Genomic DNA, 16,562 nt, shown 5'->3' on the forward strand with positions numbered 1-16,562 from the left:
AATGTTTCTTCTATTCTCTATGCAAAGTGTTGGATAGCCAAATATAAATATCCAAGCTATCCTCCTCCAACAGGAGAAAAGATGTGCACAGTGTCGCCGTCTTTAACCCTGTCAGTAAACCAGCTTCTCTTAGTATTTACTAATATCATCATGTAGTTTAGCTCCTTAATCCCCAGTTTCTCTACAACTGTCTTTACAGTTGACTTTTCTGGAAGTGTAATATAGCTTTCCTCGGGACCATACTTTAAAAAATTACCATATAATTTCACTTTCACTTTCATTTTTTCTAAAACTTCAAAACAATTTCGCAGTACACTCTTTAACCTTCAAAAATTACTTTTACTTCCGTAACATCCCACAAATGCTCCAGCCTTTCCAAAATTTCTTCTTCTATATTTTTTGCAAATTGATGATCTTTAGGCAAATCGAGAATCACTGTCAGAGCACCATCTTTAATGTGAATAGTTTTTATCAGACCCGACCGGACAACATCAATGCCCGTTAGTGGATCTACAACATGTGATAATTTTGACATAACAATTTCTTTTGTCGTTGGTGTTTTTTTCTTTACAAGTCCTTCTTTCTCCATATAAATTTCCACGGCTGAATGTAAAGCATCAGCAGCTAACACCGAGCAATGAATCTTTACAGTTGGTAATCCCCCTAATGCCTCCACAGCATCTTTCCAGGTAATTTTTGCTGCTTCCTCAATTTTTTTACCTTTTACAATATCTGTGAGTATCGACCCTGTCGCTATATTAGATGCACAACCAAATGACTGAAATTTAATATCTTCTATTCTATGAGTCTCTGGATCCACTTTTAGATAGAGAGTGAGCATATCCCCACACGCCGGACTTCCCTCTGTCACTTTTACATCTGCATTTTTAATCTTCCCAACATTATGTGGGTGTTTAAAATGTTCAATCACTAATTTTGTATACGGAACTGGCACTATTCTTCATCCTCCTCTCCCAACGGACTAAGTTTCCGCAGGTCGTCAACTACTTCTCTTACTTTCTGAATAGTATAATCGATTTCATCTTCTGTATTATACTTTGACAGAGAAAACCGAATTGAACCATGGGCTTGTTCATGGTTTTTCCCCATTGCCAGAAGTATGTAGCTGGCCTGTAGATTTCTGCTATAACAGGCAGACCCTGTTGTCACAGCGATTCCTTCAAAATCTAAGCGAAGAGAAATAGCCTCGCCTTCAATATATCTAAAAGTTAAATTAACAATATGTGATATGGAATGCTCTTTTGAGCCGTTATATTCTACATCCTTAATGGTCGTTTCTATTCCTGCAATCAAACGTTTTTTGAGTAATAGAATTTTATCAACATCCTCCCTGCTAAATATCTCTGCTGCTTTTTGCGCACCGATAATTGCAGGTGTATTTTCCGTTCCGGGTCTTAAATTAAATTCATTAAATCCGCCATCCAACACTTTTTTAATCTTTGTTCCTTTTCTAACGAACAGTATTCCAATACCTTTTGGACCATAAAATTTATGGGGAGACAACGTAATAAGGTCTATCCCCCAACTATACGCATCTATTGACAAATACGGCCAGGCAATTGCAGCATCTGTATGAAATAGTATTCCCTTTTCCTTTGATAGTTTTGCAATTTCCCTGATATCCTGGACTGCTCCTGTCTCATGGTTTCCATATTGAACTGAGATTAACGCTGTTTCCTTCTTAATGCAACGCGTTAGTACATCCATGTCAACAATACCATCTTTATTCACTGGAAGATATGATACCTCAAAGCCTTCTTCTTCCAGCCGCTTAAACGAATTAAGAACAGAATTGTGCTCTACCTGTGTTGTTATGAGGTGTTTCCCTTTGTCCATATTCGCATAGGCAACTCCCTTAATAGCAAGATTATTTGCTTCAGTTCCACCTGAAGTAAATATAATCTCTTCAGGATACTTTCCTCCTATTCGTTCAGCAAAAGATGCTCTTGCCTCATCAACTGCATCCTTTACCTCAAGTCCATAGGTGTGAGCAAACTGAGAAGAAGGTACAGCATATTTTTCAAGAAAAAACGGAATCATAGCTTCTACTACTCGTTTGTCCATTTTTGTAGAAGCTGCATTGTCTAAATAAACTTTCATAATTACCTCTCTATTCGTACCCTAAATTTTTCTTTGCATCACTGCTCATCAAATCTGGGCTCCATGGCGGATCATATGTGAGCTCCACTTTAACTTCCTTTACTCCTTCAAGCTCTTGAATAACCATTTCTACATCTCTTATTATAAAAGACGCCATTGGACACCCCGGAGCGGTAAGTGTCATTTTAACAAATACAGTTCCATTGTCTTCGTCTACTTTAATGTCATAAATTAAACCTAAGTCCACAACGCTTACTGGTATTTCCGGGTCATACACATTTTTTAATGCTTCAATAATTTCTTGCTTTTTTGCCATATCAGCCTCCTTACTCCTCTGAATAAATTCTTTTTTCACTTGAAAGATTTCTCATCTCAGTCACATCACGTGCAACCTCTAATGTACCTAAATACTTTTCTTCTCCATTTCTCACTGCGTAATATCTAATATATACAAATCTACTATTTATTTCAAGCCAAAAATCTGCATAATTTCTTTTGCCGCTCTTAAAACCAAGAAGTATCTTTTCAACAATATAAACACTCTTTGGATGATGACAATTCCTTGCCTTCTAAAAATTCGCTTATTTTGCCTCCTTTATTTTTTAAAAAATTATAACTATAAAAATAATATTTTCAAGTAATTTATTGTAAGGAGTAAAGACATGCTTGAACGCGTCATTTATGCAGAAAGTTCGTTGGATAAATTGAATTAATACAAATGTAATGACTAAAATTTTTAAATATTTTAGCAGCAGTAAGCAGTACTACATAATTCACATATTACGCGAGTTACACTATTTTATGCAATGATTATGCAGCTTTAACTCCATCAAGAAAAGCTTTTAAGGACAAATTTATGCATTCTTCCTTCTCCTCAGGAATCTCAAAAAACTGTTCTAATGTCTCTAATTTAATATTTTTAAGCTCTTCCACATTTTTCTCCTTAGCATATTCACTTAAAATAGAGCATACTGCTATTGCAAAAGGGCAACCTGTGATTTGATATTTAATGTCTTTAATAATCCCGTCCTCTATGAGAAAATAGAAAATGGCCTTTGCCAAATTTGGCAGTGAATAACTTCCAATTACAGTAGGATTTTTGATTTTTCCGACATTTTTAGGATGAGTAAAATGTTCTCTTACAATTTTTGGATACATCTATTTCCTCCAGAATGGACTCAAAGCCCTCAATTGATTTGTTACTTCTTTAATATTTTTCACTACAAAATCAATATCTTCTTGTTTATTATCCTTTCCAATTGTAATGCGTACAACACTGAATATATCTTCCTCTGGAATACCAATTGCTTGAAGCACGTGAGAAGGATTCGTTTTGCTAGCAGAACAAGCAGATCCGCCACCTGCAATAATTCCCTTCTCATTAAGAATAACAAGAAGAGGTTCATTTCTTATGCCCGGAATAATAATACTGATATTGCCGGGAAGTCTTCTGTCGCCTTCTGGGCCGTTTAAGTAAACAGCTGAAATTTCTTCCAATATCCTTGCCAAAAAAATATCTCTAAGTTTTGCAATATGATTTTCCCTTTGCTTCTGTTCTTCTTTTCCTAATTTTGCTGCTTCTCCCAATCCAATAATTCCCACCGAGTTGAGAGTTCCTGACCTAAATCCTCGTTCCTGTCCGCCTCCATCCATATATGGCGCAATTGGGACACCTTCCCGTATATACAATGCACCGACACCTTTTGGGCCATAAAATTTGTGAGAGGAGAGGCTCAACAGATCAATATTCATCTGCTCGACATCAACAGGGAGATGAGCAATAGTTTGCACTGCATCAGTGTGAAAGAGGACATTTTTTTCTCTGCATATTGCTCCTATCTCACGAATCGGTTCGATAGTTCCAATTTCATTATTTGCATGCATTATAGAAACCAGTATCGTTTTGGATGTAATTAGCTTTTTTACATCGTCAGGATCAATAAAACCTTCACGATCCACCGGAACATATTTAATGACAAAACCAAAATCTTGCAAACTCTCTGCGGTTTTTAATACTGCTTCATGCTCTATTGGTGTTGTTATAATTTCGTTTCCTTTGTCCTTGTTTGCAAATGCAACGCCCTTTAGCGCTGTATTATCTGATTCTGTGCCCCCAGATGTAAAAATAATTTCTTCAGGCAATGCATTGATAAGAACAGCAACATTTTTTCGAGCTTCTTCTATTGCTTCGTCCACTTTCTTGCTGATTGAAGAGGTCCACCGTGTTGCTGGATTTGCAAATAACTCTGTAAAATATGGTTTCATTTTTTTAAATACCCTTTTATCAACCGGGGTAGTCGCCGCATGATCCAAATAAATGATTCTACTCATAACATCCTCCTAGCTTACACCAATATTAATTTAATTATATCATAACTATAAAAATAATATTTTCAAGGAATATGTACAAGAAAAGAGAACATCGAAAAGATGTTCTCTTTTACTTTAATTCGCTCCTGCAATCAAATTAATAAAATATTCAGTCACCAATAATCATTTCAATCCATTTTTCCAGCCATATTTGGCTTTTATTTGCAATATCCTCGGCAGGAAGAGTAATATACTTATCTGCAGTTACTGCGTAGCTATAGCATTCCGGGAGTTGTATTGACGTATCAATAGGAAATGCCCATTGGTATAATGGAAGGTTTTCTTGAAATTCATTCCTAAGCATAAACTCTATGTACTGTTGGGCAAGTTCTTGATGTTTGCCGCCTTTTACTATTCCTACAAATTCCAATTGCAGCCAGCCACCTTCTTCCGGGAGCACTGCCTTATATCGTGTCACTTCATCTTCATAATAGAAATATGCCGGATCAACATCGTAACTCAACACCATTGGCGCCTCTTTATTTTGAACGAAAGCAGTATCAAAAGCAGAAGTCCAATCAGGATATATATGAAAAATAGTTGGTTTCAGTTTCTCCCAATAATCTATGTAATAGTCCTCGCCATAAACTGCTATGGTCCAGAGTAAAAATCCCATGCCAGGAGAAGAAGAACGAGGATCTTCCAATATCAGCTTCCCTTTATATTCCGGCTTGAGCAAATCTTCGAAACTTTGCGGAGGCTTTTTTATCACTTCCGAATCATAAATAATTGCAAGTGAATTCGGGCCATCAAAAGGAGTGACTCTCCAATTTTTATCAATTCTGTATTCTTCTGGTATCACCTTGTAGTTCTCAGGACGGTATGGAATAAAAATTTCTTCTTTCAATGCCTTCGCTAAATTATTCATATTTAAACCAACAAATAAATCGGCCTGGGGATTATTCTTTTCCAGAATTAACCTGTTCAATGTTGCCCCAACACCACCAAAAGTTCTATATTCTATTTTACAATTATATTTTTCTTCAAATAATTTATTCGTTGCGTCAGGTAATCCATACGAGACAAAACTATCGTAAGAATAAATGGTGAGTGTCTCCTCTACACTTTCCTTCTGTTTGCATCCGATTAATCCACCTGAAAACAATAAAATAACAAGAAATAAAACAATTATCCTCTTCATGAATTATGCCTCCTTTCTGAATTTCTTTACTTTTTCTTTTATTGTAATTCCGCCCTTTTTATCATCAATTTTAATAACTGTAATAACTCGCCCTGATCCTTGTTCTCTTGCAGTTATGTGCGCTTGCTTAATCACATCAAGTAATTGCTCTAAATCGCCTTCAACTGTTGTACTATTTGCTTCCACCTCATATTTCAAACCCGAATCAATCACTACCTGTATTGCTTTTTCGACAATCTCATTTACCTGCTCTTCGGGTATAACAGGTAATACGCTAAACTCGGCAATTGCCATCTAATCACCTCCTTCCAAATCAAATCTTATTACATCACCAGGTTTTATTTCCTTTACATTCCTCAAAAATTCTCGTACAAGGATACGGTTATCCTGCATCTTGACATACATTTCAACCCCACTGTCTAAATACACAATCTTCTCGACAGTTCCTTCAAATTTTCCACTGCGGCTCATAACAATCTCTTCCGGTCGTATATATTTTATTTCCCCGTTAACTACTAACCGATTTATCTTGCCAATAAACTCCCTTGCAAACACTGTTTTCGGATGCTCATACAAATTCACAGGTGTGTCAGTCTGGTCAATTCTGCCATTATTCATTAATACAATTCGCTCGGCAAGATACATAGCTTCTGCCTGATCATGAGTCACGTATATAATAGTGGTGTTAAATCTTTGATGGAACTCTTTTAATTCTTCCATCAATCTTTCTCTGATCTTTGCATCCAGTGATGAAAGAGGTTCATCCATAAGAAGCACATCAGGTTTAACCACCATTGCTCGAGCAACAGCAACGCGCTGCTTTTCTCCGCCAGATATCATATCAGGATATTTATTCAATATGTGCGTGATGCCGAATTGCTCTGCTATATTAAATATTGTTTCTTTTATTTTTTTGCTCTCAAAATGCTTTATTTTCAATCCAAAGGCTATATTGGAATATACAGAAAGGTAAGGGAAAAGTGCATAATCCTGAAAAACTACTCCTATATTCCTATTGCTAGTTGGTAAAAAAGAAATATCAATCCCATCCTTTAAAATTTTGCCACGGTCCTGGCGGATAAAACCTGCAATAATATGCAAGACTGTAGTTTTCCCGGAACCTGATGGCCCTAAAATAGATATAAACTCTCCACTCGCCACATCAAAATCTACATTCAAAGAAAATCCCGGGTATCTCTTCTTTATCCCAATTAAATCAATTTTTTTCATATTATCGGTACCTCTTTTTTTAGTTTATCAATGAGAATAAATGCAACTAAGCTGGCAAGTGCAAGTAAAGCCCCCATAGCTGACGCTATTCCAAAGTGTCTTCCTGAAAGAAACCTGAACAGTGCGATAGGCATTGTTGTAAAGGATGGTTTATATAACATATATGCGGCACCAAATTCTCCCATTGAAATTGCAAAAGAAAATACTGCAGAAGCTATCAAAGCAGGACGAATCAAATTCAGATCCACTGAGAAGAATGCTTTCAATCTGCTCATGCCTAAACTTTCAGCGACAAATACATATGAAGCAGATGTTGTTTCTATCATGGGGAGGAGAGCGCGTACTGTAAATGGCAAAGCAATAAGAGTATGAGCTATCGGTATAATTATCCAGCTATTAAGCAAAGCAGGGTGCCCTTGAAAAGAGATGATGTAAGAGAGAGCAATTGTAATAGGTGAAATCGCAAGAGGCAACATAAATAAAGTAAGAAGAATGTTTTTACCAATAAACTTACCTCGTAACCCATATGTAATAAGTAAAGCAAATATAATTGAAAAAATTACTGTTATGCCCGCAAATATAAGGCTATTTCCGATTACATGGATAGGAAGAACTCCGGTAATATAATTATATTTGCTGCTCATAAGCCCTGCAAAATTCGATAAAGTAAACGCACCGGTTAAGGGATTGCGAAAAGCAGAAATAAATATCACGGTGATTGGTGCAATGATGAGCATCACTACAAAAATAAGATAAGTCAAAGACAATGATAAAGTTGTTTTATTTTTAACAATATTCTTCTTTTTAGCTATGCCTCTTTTCAAAGTGCCTTTTTTTATTAAGTTACCACTCCAAAGATACACATACATAAACAATAAAGAAAATACTCCTTGAAACAAAGCAAGTGCACTACCCATCTTAAAATCAGAAAACATATTATAGTACGTATATATTGAAACTTCGATCGTTGCAAAACGGGCTCCACCTATGGTGAGAATGATGACAAAACTTAAGAAACAAAACACAAAAACAAGAGAAAAACTTGCAATAATTGCCGGAAGAAGTAAAGGAATAATAACTTTAGTAAAAACAGCAAATCGGGAAGAACCCATGCTTTCTGCAGCAAATTTATATTCTTCCGATATTCCTTCCCAGTCAGCTCCAATAATCCGTACTACAATTGGAAAATTATAAAAAACATGCACTAATATAATTCCCGTAAATGAATACAGAAGCGAAATTGGATGGCTTAAATGAAACACTCCCATCAATATTTGATTGACAAATCCGCTGGTGCCAAATAAGGTAATAAAACCAAGAGCAACAAGAACGGAAGGAAGCACAAAAGGAACAGTCGTAAGAGAAACAAGAAACCCTTTGCCCTTGAAATCGTAATGAGAGATAATATACGCACCAGGAAAACCTATAAGCAATGTAAAAAGTGCGCTAATAAAAGCTTCTTTGAACGTAAAAGATAACACTTTTAACGTATAGGGCCTTGTAAATATTGTGTAAAAATTATCCAAAGTAAACTTATTAGATTCTGAAAAAAATGCAGTCTTTGTAATATTAAATAAAGGCAGATAAAAAAATATGGTAAGAAAAACAATAGGTAAACAGAATTTTAATATTCTATTTAATTGAACTCCCTCAAAACTTTTTCTATGTAATGCACTTTTCATAACGCTTCCCTCCGGTAGGATTACCTACATCAGGTTCAATGGGTTGAAGTCAAACTTCTCTCAGCCTACTCAAACAATCTTTTCGGCACCCCAAACTATTTTTTAAATTTTAACAGATTTTAAAGATTTTTCAATGTATTTATTTATTTAATCGCTTATCTTTTTTATAAGATGCATATGCATTATGGTTATGTATGCTTTCAAAATTTACTGCTTCCACAGAATAAAATGTAATACGCTGGTCTTGATCTAATCCAATCGAAATGCTTCTTACCAAATCCTCTACAAATCGTGGATGAGCATAAGCAGTTTCTGTAATATATTTTTCATCTTTTCTCTTCAGGAGCGAATAAACCGGGGCACTTGCTGACTGCTCAGATATTTCGACAACCTCTTCAATCCAAACCAGCTTATTCATCCTGATTTGCACTTTTGCAAGTCCCCTCTGATTATGTGCGCTGACATCGCTAATCTCCTTGGAACAAGGACACAAATTGTGCACAGGAGTATTCACTTCTAACATAAAGTCAAATTTTTCTTTCTTAGACGCAATAAATGCGCAGTCATAATTCATAAAGCTCTTAATTTTTGAAATCGGTGCCTTTTTGAAAATAAAGTATGGAAATCTTACCTCAATATGCGCTGCATTGGCATCTAATTTAGTTTTCATATCATCCAGGATTTGTTCAAGATTACGTATACTCATATTGTTTTGATGTTCATCCAATACTTCTATAAACCTGCTCATATGTGTCCCCCTGAATTCTTTGGGAAGATTCACATACATATTAATTCTTGCGACAGTGTGCTGATGCTTATTTTCTTTGTCTAAGACTTGTATCGGATAAAAGATACTGTTAACTCCCACCTTATCCAGGGGGATGTTCCTTGTATCCTTCTCATTCTGTATGTCTTTCATCACTATCTCCTCTAAATGTAACCGTATTATTTGCACCTTCCGATAGGCTTACCTCGTACATAGTACAGCCATATTTTTTAAACACCGGTAAAAGCGTTGTATAAATCCAGCGTGTAACAATCTCAGTTGTAGAATTTGGAAACAAATCATTAAGGTAACCATGGTCTAATTTGTCTATAATCATTTCATTCACAATTTTTTTGATAACCGCAAAGTCGATAACCATTTCGTTATCCCCAAGTTTCCCTACGACTGTTACTTTAAGTCGGTATGTATGCCCGTGCAACTTTTCACATTTTCCCTGATAATCTATAATTTTATGTGCCGCATCAAACGTAAATTCTCTTGAAAGATAATACATGTTTACCTCCACTAAATAATTTTCATAATTCTCAAATAACAAATACTCTTCTTAAAACTATACCTGTCTTTGCGTTTTTAATCTTTTTAACTTTTGCCTGATGTATTATAATCCATTTTTAAATATTAGGAAATCCTTTGTCTTGACCAAGACATCTTTCTTGCCGCGAAATAACTACATGCATATGAACCCCATTCTAATCTATATAGCCTGCCTTTTTTTATGATAAGTACTCAACAACCTCAAAAATCATTATAAAACTCCAAAAATAATTTGGAAATATTTATGTTAAGGATAAAATATAAAAAGAGGGGAGGTGCAAAATGAAAAAAATCTTGGTTGGATTAATCGTCTTTACGATAATGGTATTATCTATTTCGCCTGCTGTTCTCTTTCAAACAAACATTGCTCAAGCAGATTCTTCTACCTGTCATTGGGAGGAGATAAATAATGGTTTGTATGGCAGAACGGTTTACTCTCTTACTATTGACTCAAACAATACTATTTATGCAGGAACAAGAGGCGGTGCTTTTAAATCCATCGATGGTGCAAACTGGGCAGAAATAAACAACGGGCTGACAAATACATATATTAACTCTCTTGTTATTGACTCAAACAATAATGCTTATGCGGGAACAAGAGGTGGTGGTGTTTTTAAATGTATCTGCTCTCCTTCCAGCCCTCCAAATCTTCAGACAACTGTTTCCTCTTCTTCTATTACTCTCACATGGTTTGCTTCTACTCAGAGTACATACCCCATTGCAGGTTATGCAATCTACAAAGGAACAACTTCAAGTAATGAGTTAGCAACGCCAATAGGGATAGTAGATATTTCTACAACAATCTATGCAGATACAAATGTTATTTCAGGTACAACGTATTACTACTATGTAAAAGCATTTGATAATCAATCGCCTGCAAATTACTCTGAACCTTCTAATGAAGTTAGTGCAGTATACAAAAAACTTGCTCCAAAAATTATTATCACGCTTTGGCCTGACAATCCAACGATGACTGTAAACGGTGTTTCTCAGGGAATAGATCCTGGCAGAGGTACAAAACCTGTTATCATTCCTGAGTGGTCAAGAACGGTTGTACCCATTAGAGTAATAGTTGAAGCTCTTGGTGGAACAATTGAATGGGATGGAACAGAAAGAAAGGTAACAATCAATTTTAACCATACAACAATAGAACTATGGATAGATAGTCCAAAAGCAAGAATAAACGGCAATGAAGTATACATTGACCCAAACAATCATGGTGTGAAACCAATTATAATAAATGATAGAACGATGTTGCCTCTGAGATTTGTTGCAGAATCTCTTGGCTGTGATGTAGGCTGGGACAACGATACAAGGACAATAACGATTACATACAGGGGATAAATTTTGAAGATAAAAATAGAACTTGACAAAAAGGTTTTAAGTATTACTACATAACTGAATTAAGTATTTTTCATTAAAGGAGGCAAGAAATAAAAAATTTGAACAGGGATGTAGCATTGGGAAAGAAGAATATCCAAAGTTTAGCTATAGCACCAAATTGGAAGGATATTCGCAGTTAACTGCGAATATAACCAAGTTATACGCAATCCTTCGGGACGCCTAAGATAAAAACATAAATAGAAAATTAATACTAATGAAAGGAGGTAAAAAATGACAAATAAAATTAAAAAAATTTTGATAATAACTTTAGTTATATGTTTCTGTTTAATTTCTTTAGTTCATGTATCTGAAACGGCCCAGAGTGGTAATCAGGAGGAGGTCATGGAACAGGTACTGAAGGATGCAGCTGACCAGCTAGCGGGTCAGCGCGAAATAGGTTGGTACGGCAGCACATATGTCCACCGCGAGTGGTGGTGTGAAGGGGGGTGCTGTCACCAGGGTGTGCAGGAAATTAAGGGAGACTCATTTTGGGAGTATAAGCTGGAGATATGCCGATGGAGTACAGAGAGCGAAGCAGCAGGTTACCTCGAGACCCAATTAGAGACGGGTTATCGCTCCACAAGCTTTCATGGATATCCTGTAGGGATATGTACAATGTTTCAACAGGAGCAGGGGCTATCTGCTCTTATATGGCAGTCTGGCCGGTTTACATTTTATGTTGATGCCACTAACAAACCTGTAAAACTTGGTGCGGAAATACTGTATTCCCGCGCAGTGGGGCGTGGCCTCATAGCTAGGGGAGGTGGGACTACACAAGATTCGGATGGAGATGGAGTTTCAGACGACATAGACCAGTGCCCCAATACGTCTGCTGGAGTTGCTGTGGATGAAAATGGCTGCGCTATTGTTAAAGAGATGAGTTTAACTGTTTCCACAGACAAGAAAGCTTATTCTGCTGGGGAAACAATAATCATCCATGGTAGTGTCTCGGATACACAGGGTGAGTTGACTGGTGCTACCGTAGCCATTGACGTCAACGGCACAAAGCTTACCCCAACTACCGATTCATCGGGAAAGTATAGATGTGAATATCCGCTTCCTGATAACATTTCTCAGGGCATATATACGGTTAAGGCTACGGCATCTAAATCCGACTATCCCAACACAAGCAAGAACACGAGCTTTGCCGTGGGAGAAATTAGCATTCAGTTAGAAGAAAACCACGTGACCGGGGAACCCTTTATAGGTATTACTGCAGATGGAGTTAGTTCTCTTCGCATTTCCATTTCCCTGCCGGGATGTAGTGATGTGAAGGTTGGCAGACTAGATGTTGGCGAGCTTAAGGGAGATGCGATAAACTTCCTGGGCAGTATTACACTGGATTCTGCCGGAATGGCTGAGATTACATATTATCCGCCAGATTATCTCACAAAGAACCAGCTTACCCAGAACTTAGATGTGCATCAATCAAATTCCAGGACATGGGTCGCTGAAGTTCCACTAACTTTCACCTACACAGATGCCAGCGAGCAGGAAGGGAAGATAGAGGGGAAGATCCTAGTTTGCCGTCCTCCGGTAATGCTGGTGCATGGATTTCTCGGCGCTTCAACTACATGGGGAAAGATGTCCACTTACTTGCGCGGGGAGAAGTTCGATCCCTATATGGGTAATTATGGTGCCACAGGCCAGTCTATTGAAGGATTATCACTGATATTAAAGAATGACATTCGAAAGCAACAGATTGACTATGCCAACTCCAACATCAAGATGGCGAAGGTAGATGTGGTAGGGCATAGCATGGGAGGTTTAATTGCCCGCTACTATACTCATGGCCTCACGGATTATCCCGAGGATGTGAGAAAGCTGATAATGGTTGGTACGCCGAATCATGGTGTTTCCTGGACCAAAAAGGTGATAGGAAATGTTGCTACAGGATGGTACGAGACGCACAAGATCCCTGCAGGGCAACTTCATTCCCAGAGTTCGTTTATGAAAACACTCAATAGCGGTGAAAAAACCGGAGCTCAGCTCAATTCTAATATACAATATGGTAATATATATGGATATTCTGATGACTGGGTAGTCAGTGCGGCATCAGCTTATCTGAATGGCGTAGACAGTGTACTTGAATTTGATGTAAAGCATTCTCCTGATATCCCCGGTGTCCCGGATGTAGCCATCACCGAGTATCTTAAAACATGGGATCGGGTAAAAAGCTGGCTTACCCAGGACATTTACAAGCCGCCATTGAAAGGTTCGCATGCAGAAGTCTATAAATATGAGGGGGATGTTTACCTAGATGAGACTAAACTGGCTTCCTCCCCCACGAAGATTGATTCCTGGCAGAGCTTGCGAACCGGTCAGGACTCAAAAGCGATTGTACACCTAACGATAAACGACTCTCCTTGGGGAATCATATTCTTAGACCCGGATAGTGAGATATTCCTAGGTTACTTATCTCCCCAACTGGTAGAAGTCCGTCTCTGGAAAGGGAGTGCCACATTCAGAAGCAGGAAGGATGGTCACTTTACCGTGCCCGTAAATATTAAGAGATCCGAAGATGGGGAATGGTGGAAGTATAGCCCTCAGGCCGTAGTTACCGGACAAGGTACAGAATTTGCTATTACTGCCGGAGAAAATATAGAGGTTCATTGCCTGGAAGGTGAACTTGTTATGGACACTCCTAACACTACTGAAGAAGGAACTATCCTATCCGCTAACGATTCTGTGGCTGTTAAAGGGAAAACAGTAACTGCAATCAGTCCTGCCTCAAAAGATAACTTCTGGTGGTCAACTGAAGAGGACCATTTCTTGGATTCTACGCCAGGAAGTGAATGGCTTGATAAATTCAAGGATTTTATAGACAATCCCTTTATTAACTACATTTCAGTGGAAGTCCGTAAAATAACAATAGCTGCAGTAGAAAAATTAAAAAGTATGTGTCCAATATTATCAGACAATATATATCAAATGTTGCCAGATAATATACGCCAGATGTTGCCAGAAAGTATATCCCGGAATTTACTATACATCATTGTGGGATTTTTTGTGTTGATATTATTCTTGTTAATTAAAATATTAAGAGGCAGAAGATAGATGATTGATTATCCTCCAAGACATCGCAGTGACAGAGAAAAAGAGTCATTTCGGGCTTGATCCGGAATCTCGCCCTTTTTCTCCCCCCTCTGCATATTTATATACAGGGAGAAGACCTTTCTTTCCAAAATATAAAAATGCCAGTTCCTGAAACGGCATGAACCATAGAGTTTGTATATGCTGACGCGTGTGCTGCATTGACAAAATTAATTTTTTTGCCATAATATTTTTTATAAAATATAGAAAAATTATGCATTAAAGGTGAGGATTTAAGCTTCAACTTGCTCCAACCTTTCCGTACGGATAAAATGGATGCTAAAGCGAGGGATATCCCTGTGCTTTAAGTTGAAGCGCGGGTTTTTTTATTTTAAGGAGTTGAAGTCGAAAGACTTCCGCGATGATTTGTGCCCTATTGCGATCGCGTTAAATAATCGGCTAAAACGGCATCAGTCCGCTATAGTCGATTCGATATAGTGGGCTTTTATTTATAAAAAAGGAGGAAAATTATGGCAAGGAAGCAACAAAGCAGTCTATTTTATCTGTATCGCAACGCCTTGAGAGTAGGAAAGCTCAAGGCGTTAATAAATTCTTTAAACAAAAATCATAAGGAGGTAACAATGGAAGAAATGGAAACTATATTAAAGGAGTGTGAAAACATTATCTCTGCGCTTAATAAGGAGAGGCTCATCCTGGTATCCGACGCAAAGGCAATGAAGAAAGCATCGGTCAAAAGAACGGAAGAAAAACTGTTCCAAAAGGATAACGACCTTGATGCTTGAAGAACTGTACTTGGGAGAAAAGGGCAGGGCAAAAAAGCTTGCCATTCGCTACGCTAAAATGTTCAATACAGAGCCGAAAGATTTGTTTCAGGAAGGAGCACTCGCCCTTTCAAAAGTTTATGCAAGATACGCCTGCAAACTCACGGACGAGGAACTTCTCAAAGTGTCCCACGCGTTGATAAACAGAAAGATGTACAAGTACGCCCGGAATGAATACAAGCATAAAATGAGCCTCAGGTGTTATGCGGAAGACGATAAGGAGGAGCAAATTGAGTTTTAATAAAGAAAGGGAGGCGATGCAGCGATGGAAACGCTAAATCAGGAACACATTAAAAAACTTTTAAATGGAGGAATGAGCAAACTCGCAAAGAAGGACTATAAAATCCTTTACGAATTATATTTCAACAACACCTCGGTACATTAACTTTCAAAAAAGCTTGGCGTCGACCGCTCCACACTCAGATACCGAAAAGGCAAGGCACTCAACAACCTCAAAAAATTATTACAAAACTCCCAGAATAATTTGGAAATATTTGTAAAGAGGATATAATAAAAAGGGGAATATAACATAGAAATGAAGATATGGTTAAATCTGATTTGGGATACAAACAACTGAGTTTCGGATATACACCAAAAGTATGAGGATATCCGTATTGCGGATATAGTTGTGGATAAACAAAACGGGTTCGGATTATTTCCTATTTTGGAAGAAAAAACGAACCATGTTCGGTTATTTTAAGCTAGACGAAAATTTGTATAAATAGAGAGGAGGGACAATTATGGCAAATACTAAACATGCCAGTGATCGAGTAACAAAATCGATACGTTTGATTGCGCGAATTTGGAGTATTCCTGTTATTGTATATGCTTTAGTGCTGGTCGTCGGCTATACGGTAAATTGGATAACAACCGGAGTAGCAGATCCGTATGCTGTCGAAAATTATCCTTTTATTGAAAATCTGTCTCCAATTTTCATGCTTCTAGCAATTCTGGGATTAGGTATAGCATGGCGTAAGGAGAAATTAGGAGGAATAATTAATCTTTTTTTCTGCTGCCTTGCAATTATACCAATATTCCTAATTCGTTGGCCAATTACTCAAAACATCTACAACATCATCCCTTTCATTTTAATTATAATAGTAGCTTTTCCTGGAATATTATTCCTTATATATTGGTGGCGATCGAAAAAGAGGATAATTCCTCAAAACAGCGCCTAACACAAGCTATACGGCTCGCTTACGCACGCCCAAATTGCCTTCCCGTTCGTAGCTACCCTATAAGAGATTGATAGAGATGTTAGGTCTTGAAATAACAGTTTTGAGTTAAGTTATTTGATAATACATTTATAACAGAATCTCTTGGCTATGAAGTCGGTTGGAATCCAGATACAAGGACAATAACGATAACATACGGCGGATAAATAGATTAAAAATAACTTTTTAAATTGGCAGGTGTACACCTGCCCATTTTTTATTATT

General features: G+C 37.4%; 17 protein-coding genes, 1 pseudogene and 2 riboswitches. Of the genes and pseudogenes, 5 read left to right on the forward strand and 13 right to left on the reverse strand.

What is annotated here, in order from left to right:
- Nucleotides 1-56: 56 nt before the first annotated feature.
- The 13 genes and pseudogenes from U9Q18_03155 to queD all read right to left on the reverse strand — a co-directional run bounded on the left by U9Q18_03155 (nucleotide 57) and on the right by queD (nucleotide 9,824).
- Nucleotides 57-281 carry a MoaD/ThiS family protein gene (locus U9Q18_03155; protein MEA3313355.1) on the reverse strand — a complete coding sequence of 75 codons (225 nt, stop codon included), beginning with the start codon at nucleotides 279-281 and terminating at the stop codon, nucleotides 57-59.
- Nucleotides 282-319: 38 nt separating this feature from the next.
- Complete coding sequence (locus tag U9Q18_03160; protein ID MEA3313356.1) at nucleotides 320-955, reverse strand: iron-sulfur cluster assembly scaffold protein; 636 nt, start codon at nucleotides 953-955, stop codon at nucleotides 320-322.
- Nucleotides 955-2,121: a cysteine desulfurase family protein gene (locus U9Q18_03165; GenBank protein ID MEA3313357.1), complete on the reverse strand. Its 1,167-nt coding sequence runs from the start codon at nucleotides 2,119-2,121 to the stop codon at nucleotides 955-957. The genes U9Q18_03160 and U9Q18_03165 overlap by 1 nt, the downstream gene beginning before the upstream one ends.
- A gap of 10 nt (nucleotides 2,122-2,131) precedes the next feature.
- The gene (locus U9Q18_03170; GenBank protein MEA3313358.1) at nucleotides 2,132-2,437 is read right to left on the reverse strand and encodes a metal-sulfur cluster assembly factor; all 306 of its coding nucleotides are present in this window, start codon (nucleotides 2,435-2,437) and stop codon (nucleotides 2,132-2,134) included.
- Between the two features lie 10 nt (nucleotides 2,438-2,447).
- Nucleotides 2,448-2,672 (reverse strand): annotated as a pseudogene (locus U9Q18_03175) (PAS domain-containing protein).
- A 259-nt stretch (nucleotides 2,673-2,931) separates the two neighbouring features.
- The gene (locus U9Q18_03180; protein ID MEA3313359.1) at nucleotides 2,932-3,279 is read right to left on the reverse strand and encodes an iron-sulfur cluster assembly scaffold protein; all 348 of its coding nucleotides are present in this window, start codon (nucleotides 3,277-3,279) and stop codon (nucleotides 2,932-2,934) included.
- A complete protein-coding gene (locus tag U9Q18_03185; GenBank protein ID MEA3313360.1) occupies nucleotides 3,280-4,452 on the reverse strand; it encodes a cysteine desulfurase family protein in 1,173 nt (390 codons plus the stop codon).
- 148 nt (nucleotides 4,453-4,600) lie between these two features.
- Nucleotides 4,601-5,632 carry a thiamine ABC transporter substrate-binding protein gene (locus U9Q18_03190; protein ID MEA3313361.1) on the reverse strand — a complete coding sequence of 344 codons (1,032 nt, stop codon included), beginning with the start codon at nucleotides 5,630-5,632 and terminating at the stop codon, nucleotides 4,601-4,603.
- 3 nt (nucleotides 5,633-5,635) lie between these two features.
- On the reverse strand, nucleotides 5,636-5,926 hold the full coding sequence (locus U9Q18_03195; protein ID MEA3313362.1) for an MTH1187 family thiamine-binding protein: 291 nt from the start codon (nucleotides 5,924-5,926) through the stop codon (nucleotides 5,636-5,638).
- Complete coding sequence (locus U9Q18_03200; protein ID MEA3313363.1) at nucleotides 5,927-6,862, reverse strand: ABC transporter ATP-binding protein; 936 nt, start codon at nucleotides 6,860-6,862, stop codon at nucleotides 5,927-5,929. It lies immediately after the preceding gene.
- Nucleotides 6,859-8,544, reverse strand: coding sequence for an iron ABC transporter permease (locus tag U9Q18_03205; protein MEA3313364.1), 1,686 nt, complete (start codon nucleotides 8,542-8,544; stop codon nucleotides 6,859-6,861). The genes U9Q18_03200 and U9Q18_03205 overlap by 4 nt, the downstream gene beginning before the upstream one ends.
- Nucleotides 8,534-8,647, reverse strand: a riboswitch (TPP riboswitch). (Overlaps the previous gene by 11 nt.)
- 36 nt (nucleotides 8,648-8,683) lie before the next feature.
- Nucleotides 8,684-9,493 carry a GTP cyclohydrolase FolE2 gene (folE2, locus tag U9Q18_03210; protein ID MEA3313365.1) on the reverse strand — a complete coding sequence of 270 codons (810 nt, stop codon included), beginning with the start codon at nucleotides 9,491-9,493 and terminating at the stop codon, nucleotides 8,684-8,686.
- Nucleotides 9,444-9,824 (reverse strand): 6-carboxytetrahydropterin synthase QueD, encoded by a 381-nt coding sequence (gene queD / locus U9Q18_03215; GenBank protein MEA3313366.1) that lies wholly within the window; start codon nucleotides 9,822-9,824, stop codon nucleotides 9,444-9,446. The genes folE2 and queD overlap by 50 nt, the downstream gene beginning before the upstream one ends.
- Nucleotides 9,825-10,147: 323 nt before the next feature.
- Between queD and U9Q18_03220 the strand changes: the two genes are divergently transcribed.
- The 5 genes from U9Q18_03220 to U9Q18_03240 all read left to right on the forward strand — a co-directional run bounded on the left by U9Q18_03220 (nucleotide 10,148) and on the right by U9Q18_03240 (nucleotide 16,301).
- A complete protein-coding gene (locus U9Q18_03220; protein MEA3313367.1) occupies nucleotides 10,148-11,209 on the forward strand; it encodes a stalk domain-containing protein in 1,062 nt (353 codons plus the stop codon).
- A gap of 270 nt (nucleotides 11,210-11,479) precedes the next feature.
- Nucleotides 11,480-14,305: an alpha/beta fold hydrolase gene (locus U9Q18_03225; protein ID MEA3313368.1), complete on the forward strand. Its 2,826-nt coding sequence runs from the start codon at nucleotides 11,480-11,482 to the stop codon at nucleotides 14,303-14,305.
- Nucleotides 14,306-14,689: 384 nt separating this feature from the next.
- A riboswitch (SAM riboswitch) is annotated at nucleotides 14,690-14,765 on the forward strand.
- Between the two features lie 46 nt (nucleotides 14,766-14,811).
- Entirely contained in the window at nucleotides 14,812-15,084 is a 273-nt protein-coding gene (locus tag U9Q18_03230) for a hypothetical protein (protein ID MEA3313369.1), read from the forward strand.
- Nucleotides 15,077-15,364, forward strand: a complete 288-nt coding sequence (locus U9Q18_03235) for a hypothetical protein (GenBank protein ID MEA3313370.1) — start codon at nucleotides 15,077-15,079, stop codon at nucleotides 15,362-15,364. The genes U9Q18_03230 and U9Q18_03235 overlap by 8 nt, the downstream gene beginning before the upstream one ends.
- Before the next feature lie 499 nt (nucleotides 15,365-15,863).
- Nucleotides 15,864-16,301 (forward strand): hypothetical protein, encoded by a 438-nt coding sequence (locus U9Q18_03240; GenBank protein ID MEA3313371.1) that lies wholly within the window; start codon nucleotides 15,864-15,866, stop codon nucleotides 16,299-16,301.
- Nucleotides 16,302-16,562 lie beyond the last annotated feature (261 nt).

The sequence above is a fragment of the Caldisericota bacterium genome, from assembly GCA_034717215.1.
GTDB lineage: Bacteria > Caldisericota > Caldisericia > Caldisericales > Caldisericaceae > UBA646.

Excerpts from the sequence above, each read along its gene's own strand:
- U9Q18_03235 (MEA3313370.1), top strand. The coding sequence starts at position 15,077 with ATGCTTGAAGAACTGTACTTGGGAGAAAAGGGCAGGGCAAAAAAGCTT.
- U9Q18_03195 (MEA3313362.1), bottom strand. The coding sequence starts at position 5,926 with ATGGCAATTGCCGAGTTTAGCGTATTACCTGTTATACCCGAAGAGCAG.
- U9Q18_03225 (MEA3313368.1), top strand. The coding sequence starts at position 11,480 with ATGACAAATAAAATTAAAAAAATTTTGATAATAACTTTAGTTATATGT.
- U9Q18_03240 (MEA3313371.1), top strand. The coding sequence starts at position 15,864 with ATGGCAAATACTAAACATGCCAGTGATCGAGTAACAAAATCGATACGT.
- U9Q18_03180 (MEA3313359.1), bottom strand. The coding sequence starts at position 3,279 with ATGTATCCAAAAATTGTAAGAGAACATTTTACTCATCCTAAAAATGTC.
- U9Q18_03155 (MEA3313355.1), bottom strand. The coding sequence starts at position 281 with ATGAAAGTGAAAGTGAAATTATATGGTAATTTTTTAAAGTATGGTCCC.
- U9Q18_03200 (MEA3313363.1), bottom strand. The coding sequence starts at position 6,862 with ATGAAAAAAATTGATTTAATTGGGATAAAGAAGAGATACCCGGGATTT.
- U9Q18_03190 (MEA3313361.1), bottom strand. The coding sequence starts at position 5,632 with ATGAAGAGGATAATTGTTTTATTTCTTGTTATTTTATTGTTTTCAGGT.
- U9Q18_03165 (MEA3313357.1), bottom strand. The coding sequence starts at position 2,121 with ATGAAAGTTTATTTAGACAATGCAGCTTCTACAAAAATGGACAAACGA.
- queD (MEA3313366.1), bottom strand. The coding sequence starts at position 9,824 with ATGTATTATCTTTCAAGAGAATTTACGTTTGATGCGGCACATAAAATT.
- U9Q18_03205 (MEA3313364.1), bottom strand. The coding sequence starts at position 8,544 with ATGAAAAGTGCATTACATAGAAAAAGTTTTGAGGGAGTTCAATTAAAT.
- U9Q18_03170 (MEA3313358.1), bottom strand. The coding sequence starts at position 2,437 with ATGGCAAAAAAGCAAGAAATTATTGAAGCATTAAAAAATGTGTATGAC.
- U9Q18_03185 (MEA3313360.1), bottom strand. The coding sequence starts at position 4,452 with ATGAGTAGAATCATTTATTTGGATCATGCGGCGACTACCCCGGTTGAT.
- U9Q18_03230 (MEA3313369.1), top strand. The coding sequence starts at position 14,812 with ATGGCAAGGAAGCAACAAAGCAGTCTATTTTATCTGTATCGCAACGCC.
- U9Q18_03220 (MEA3313367.1), top strand. The coding sequence starts at position 10,148 with ATGAAAAAAATCTTGGTTGGATTAATCGTCTTTACGATAATGGTATTA.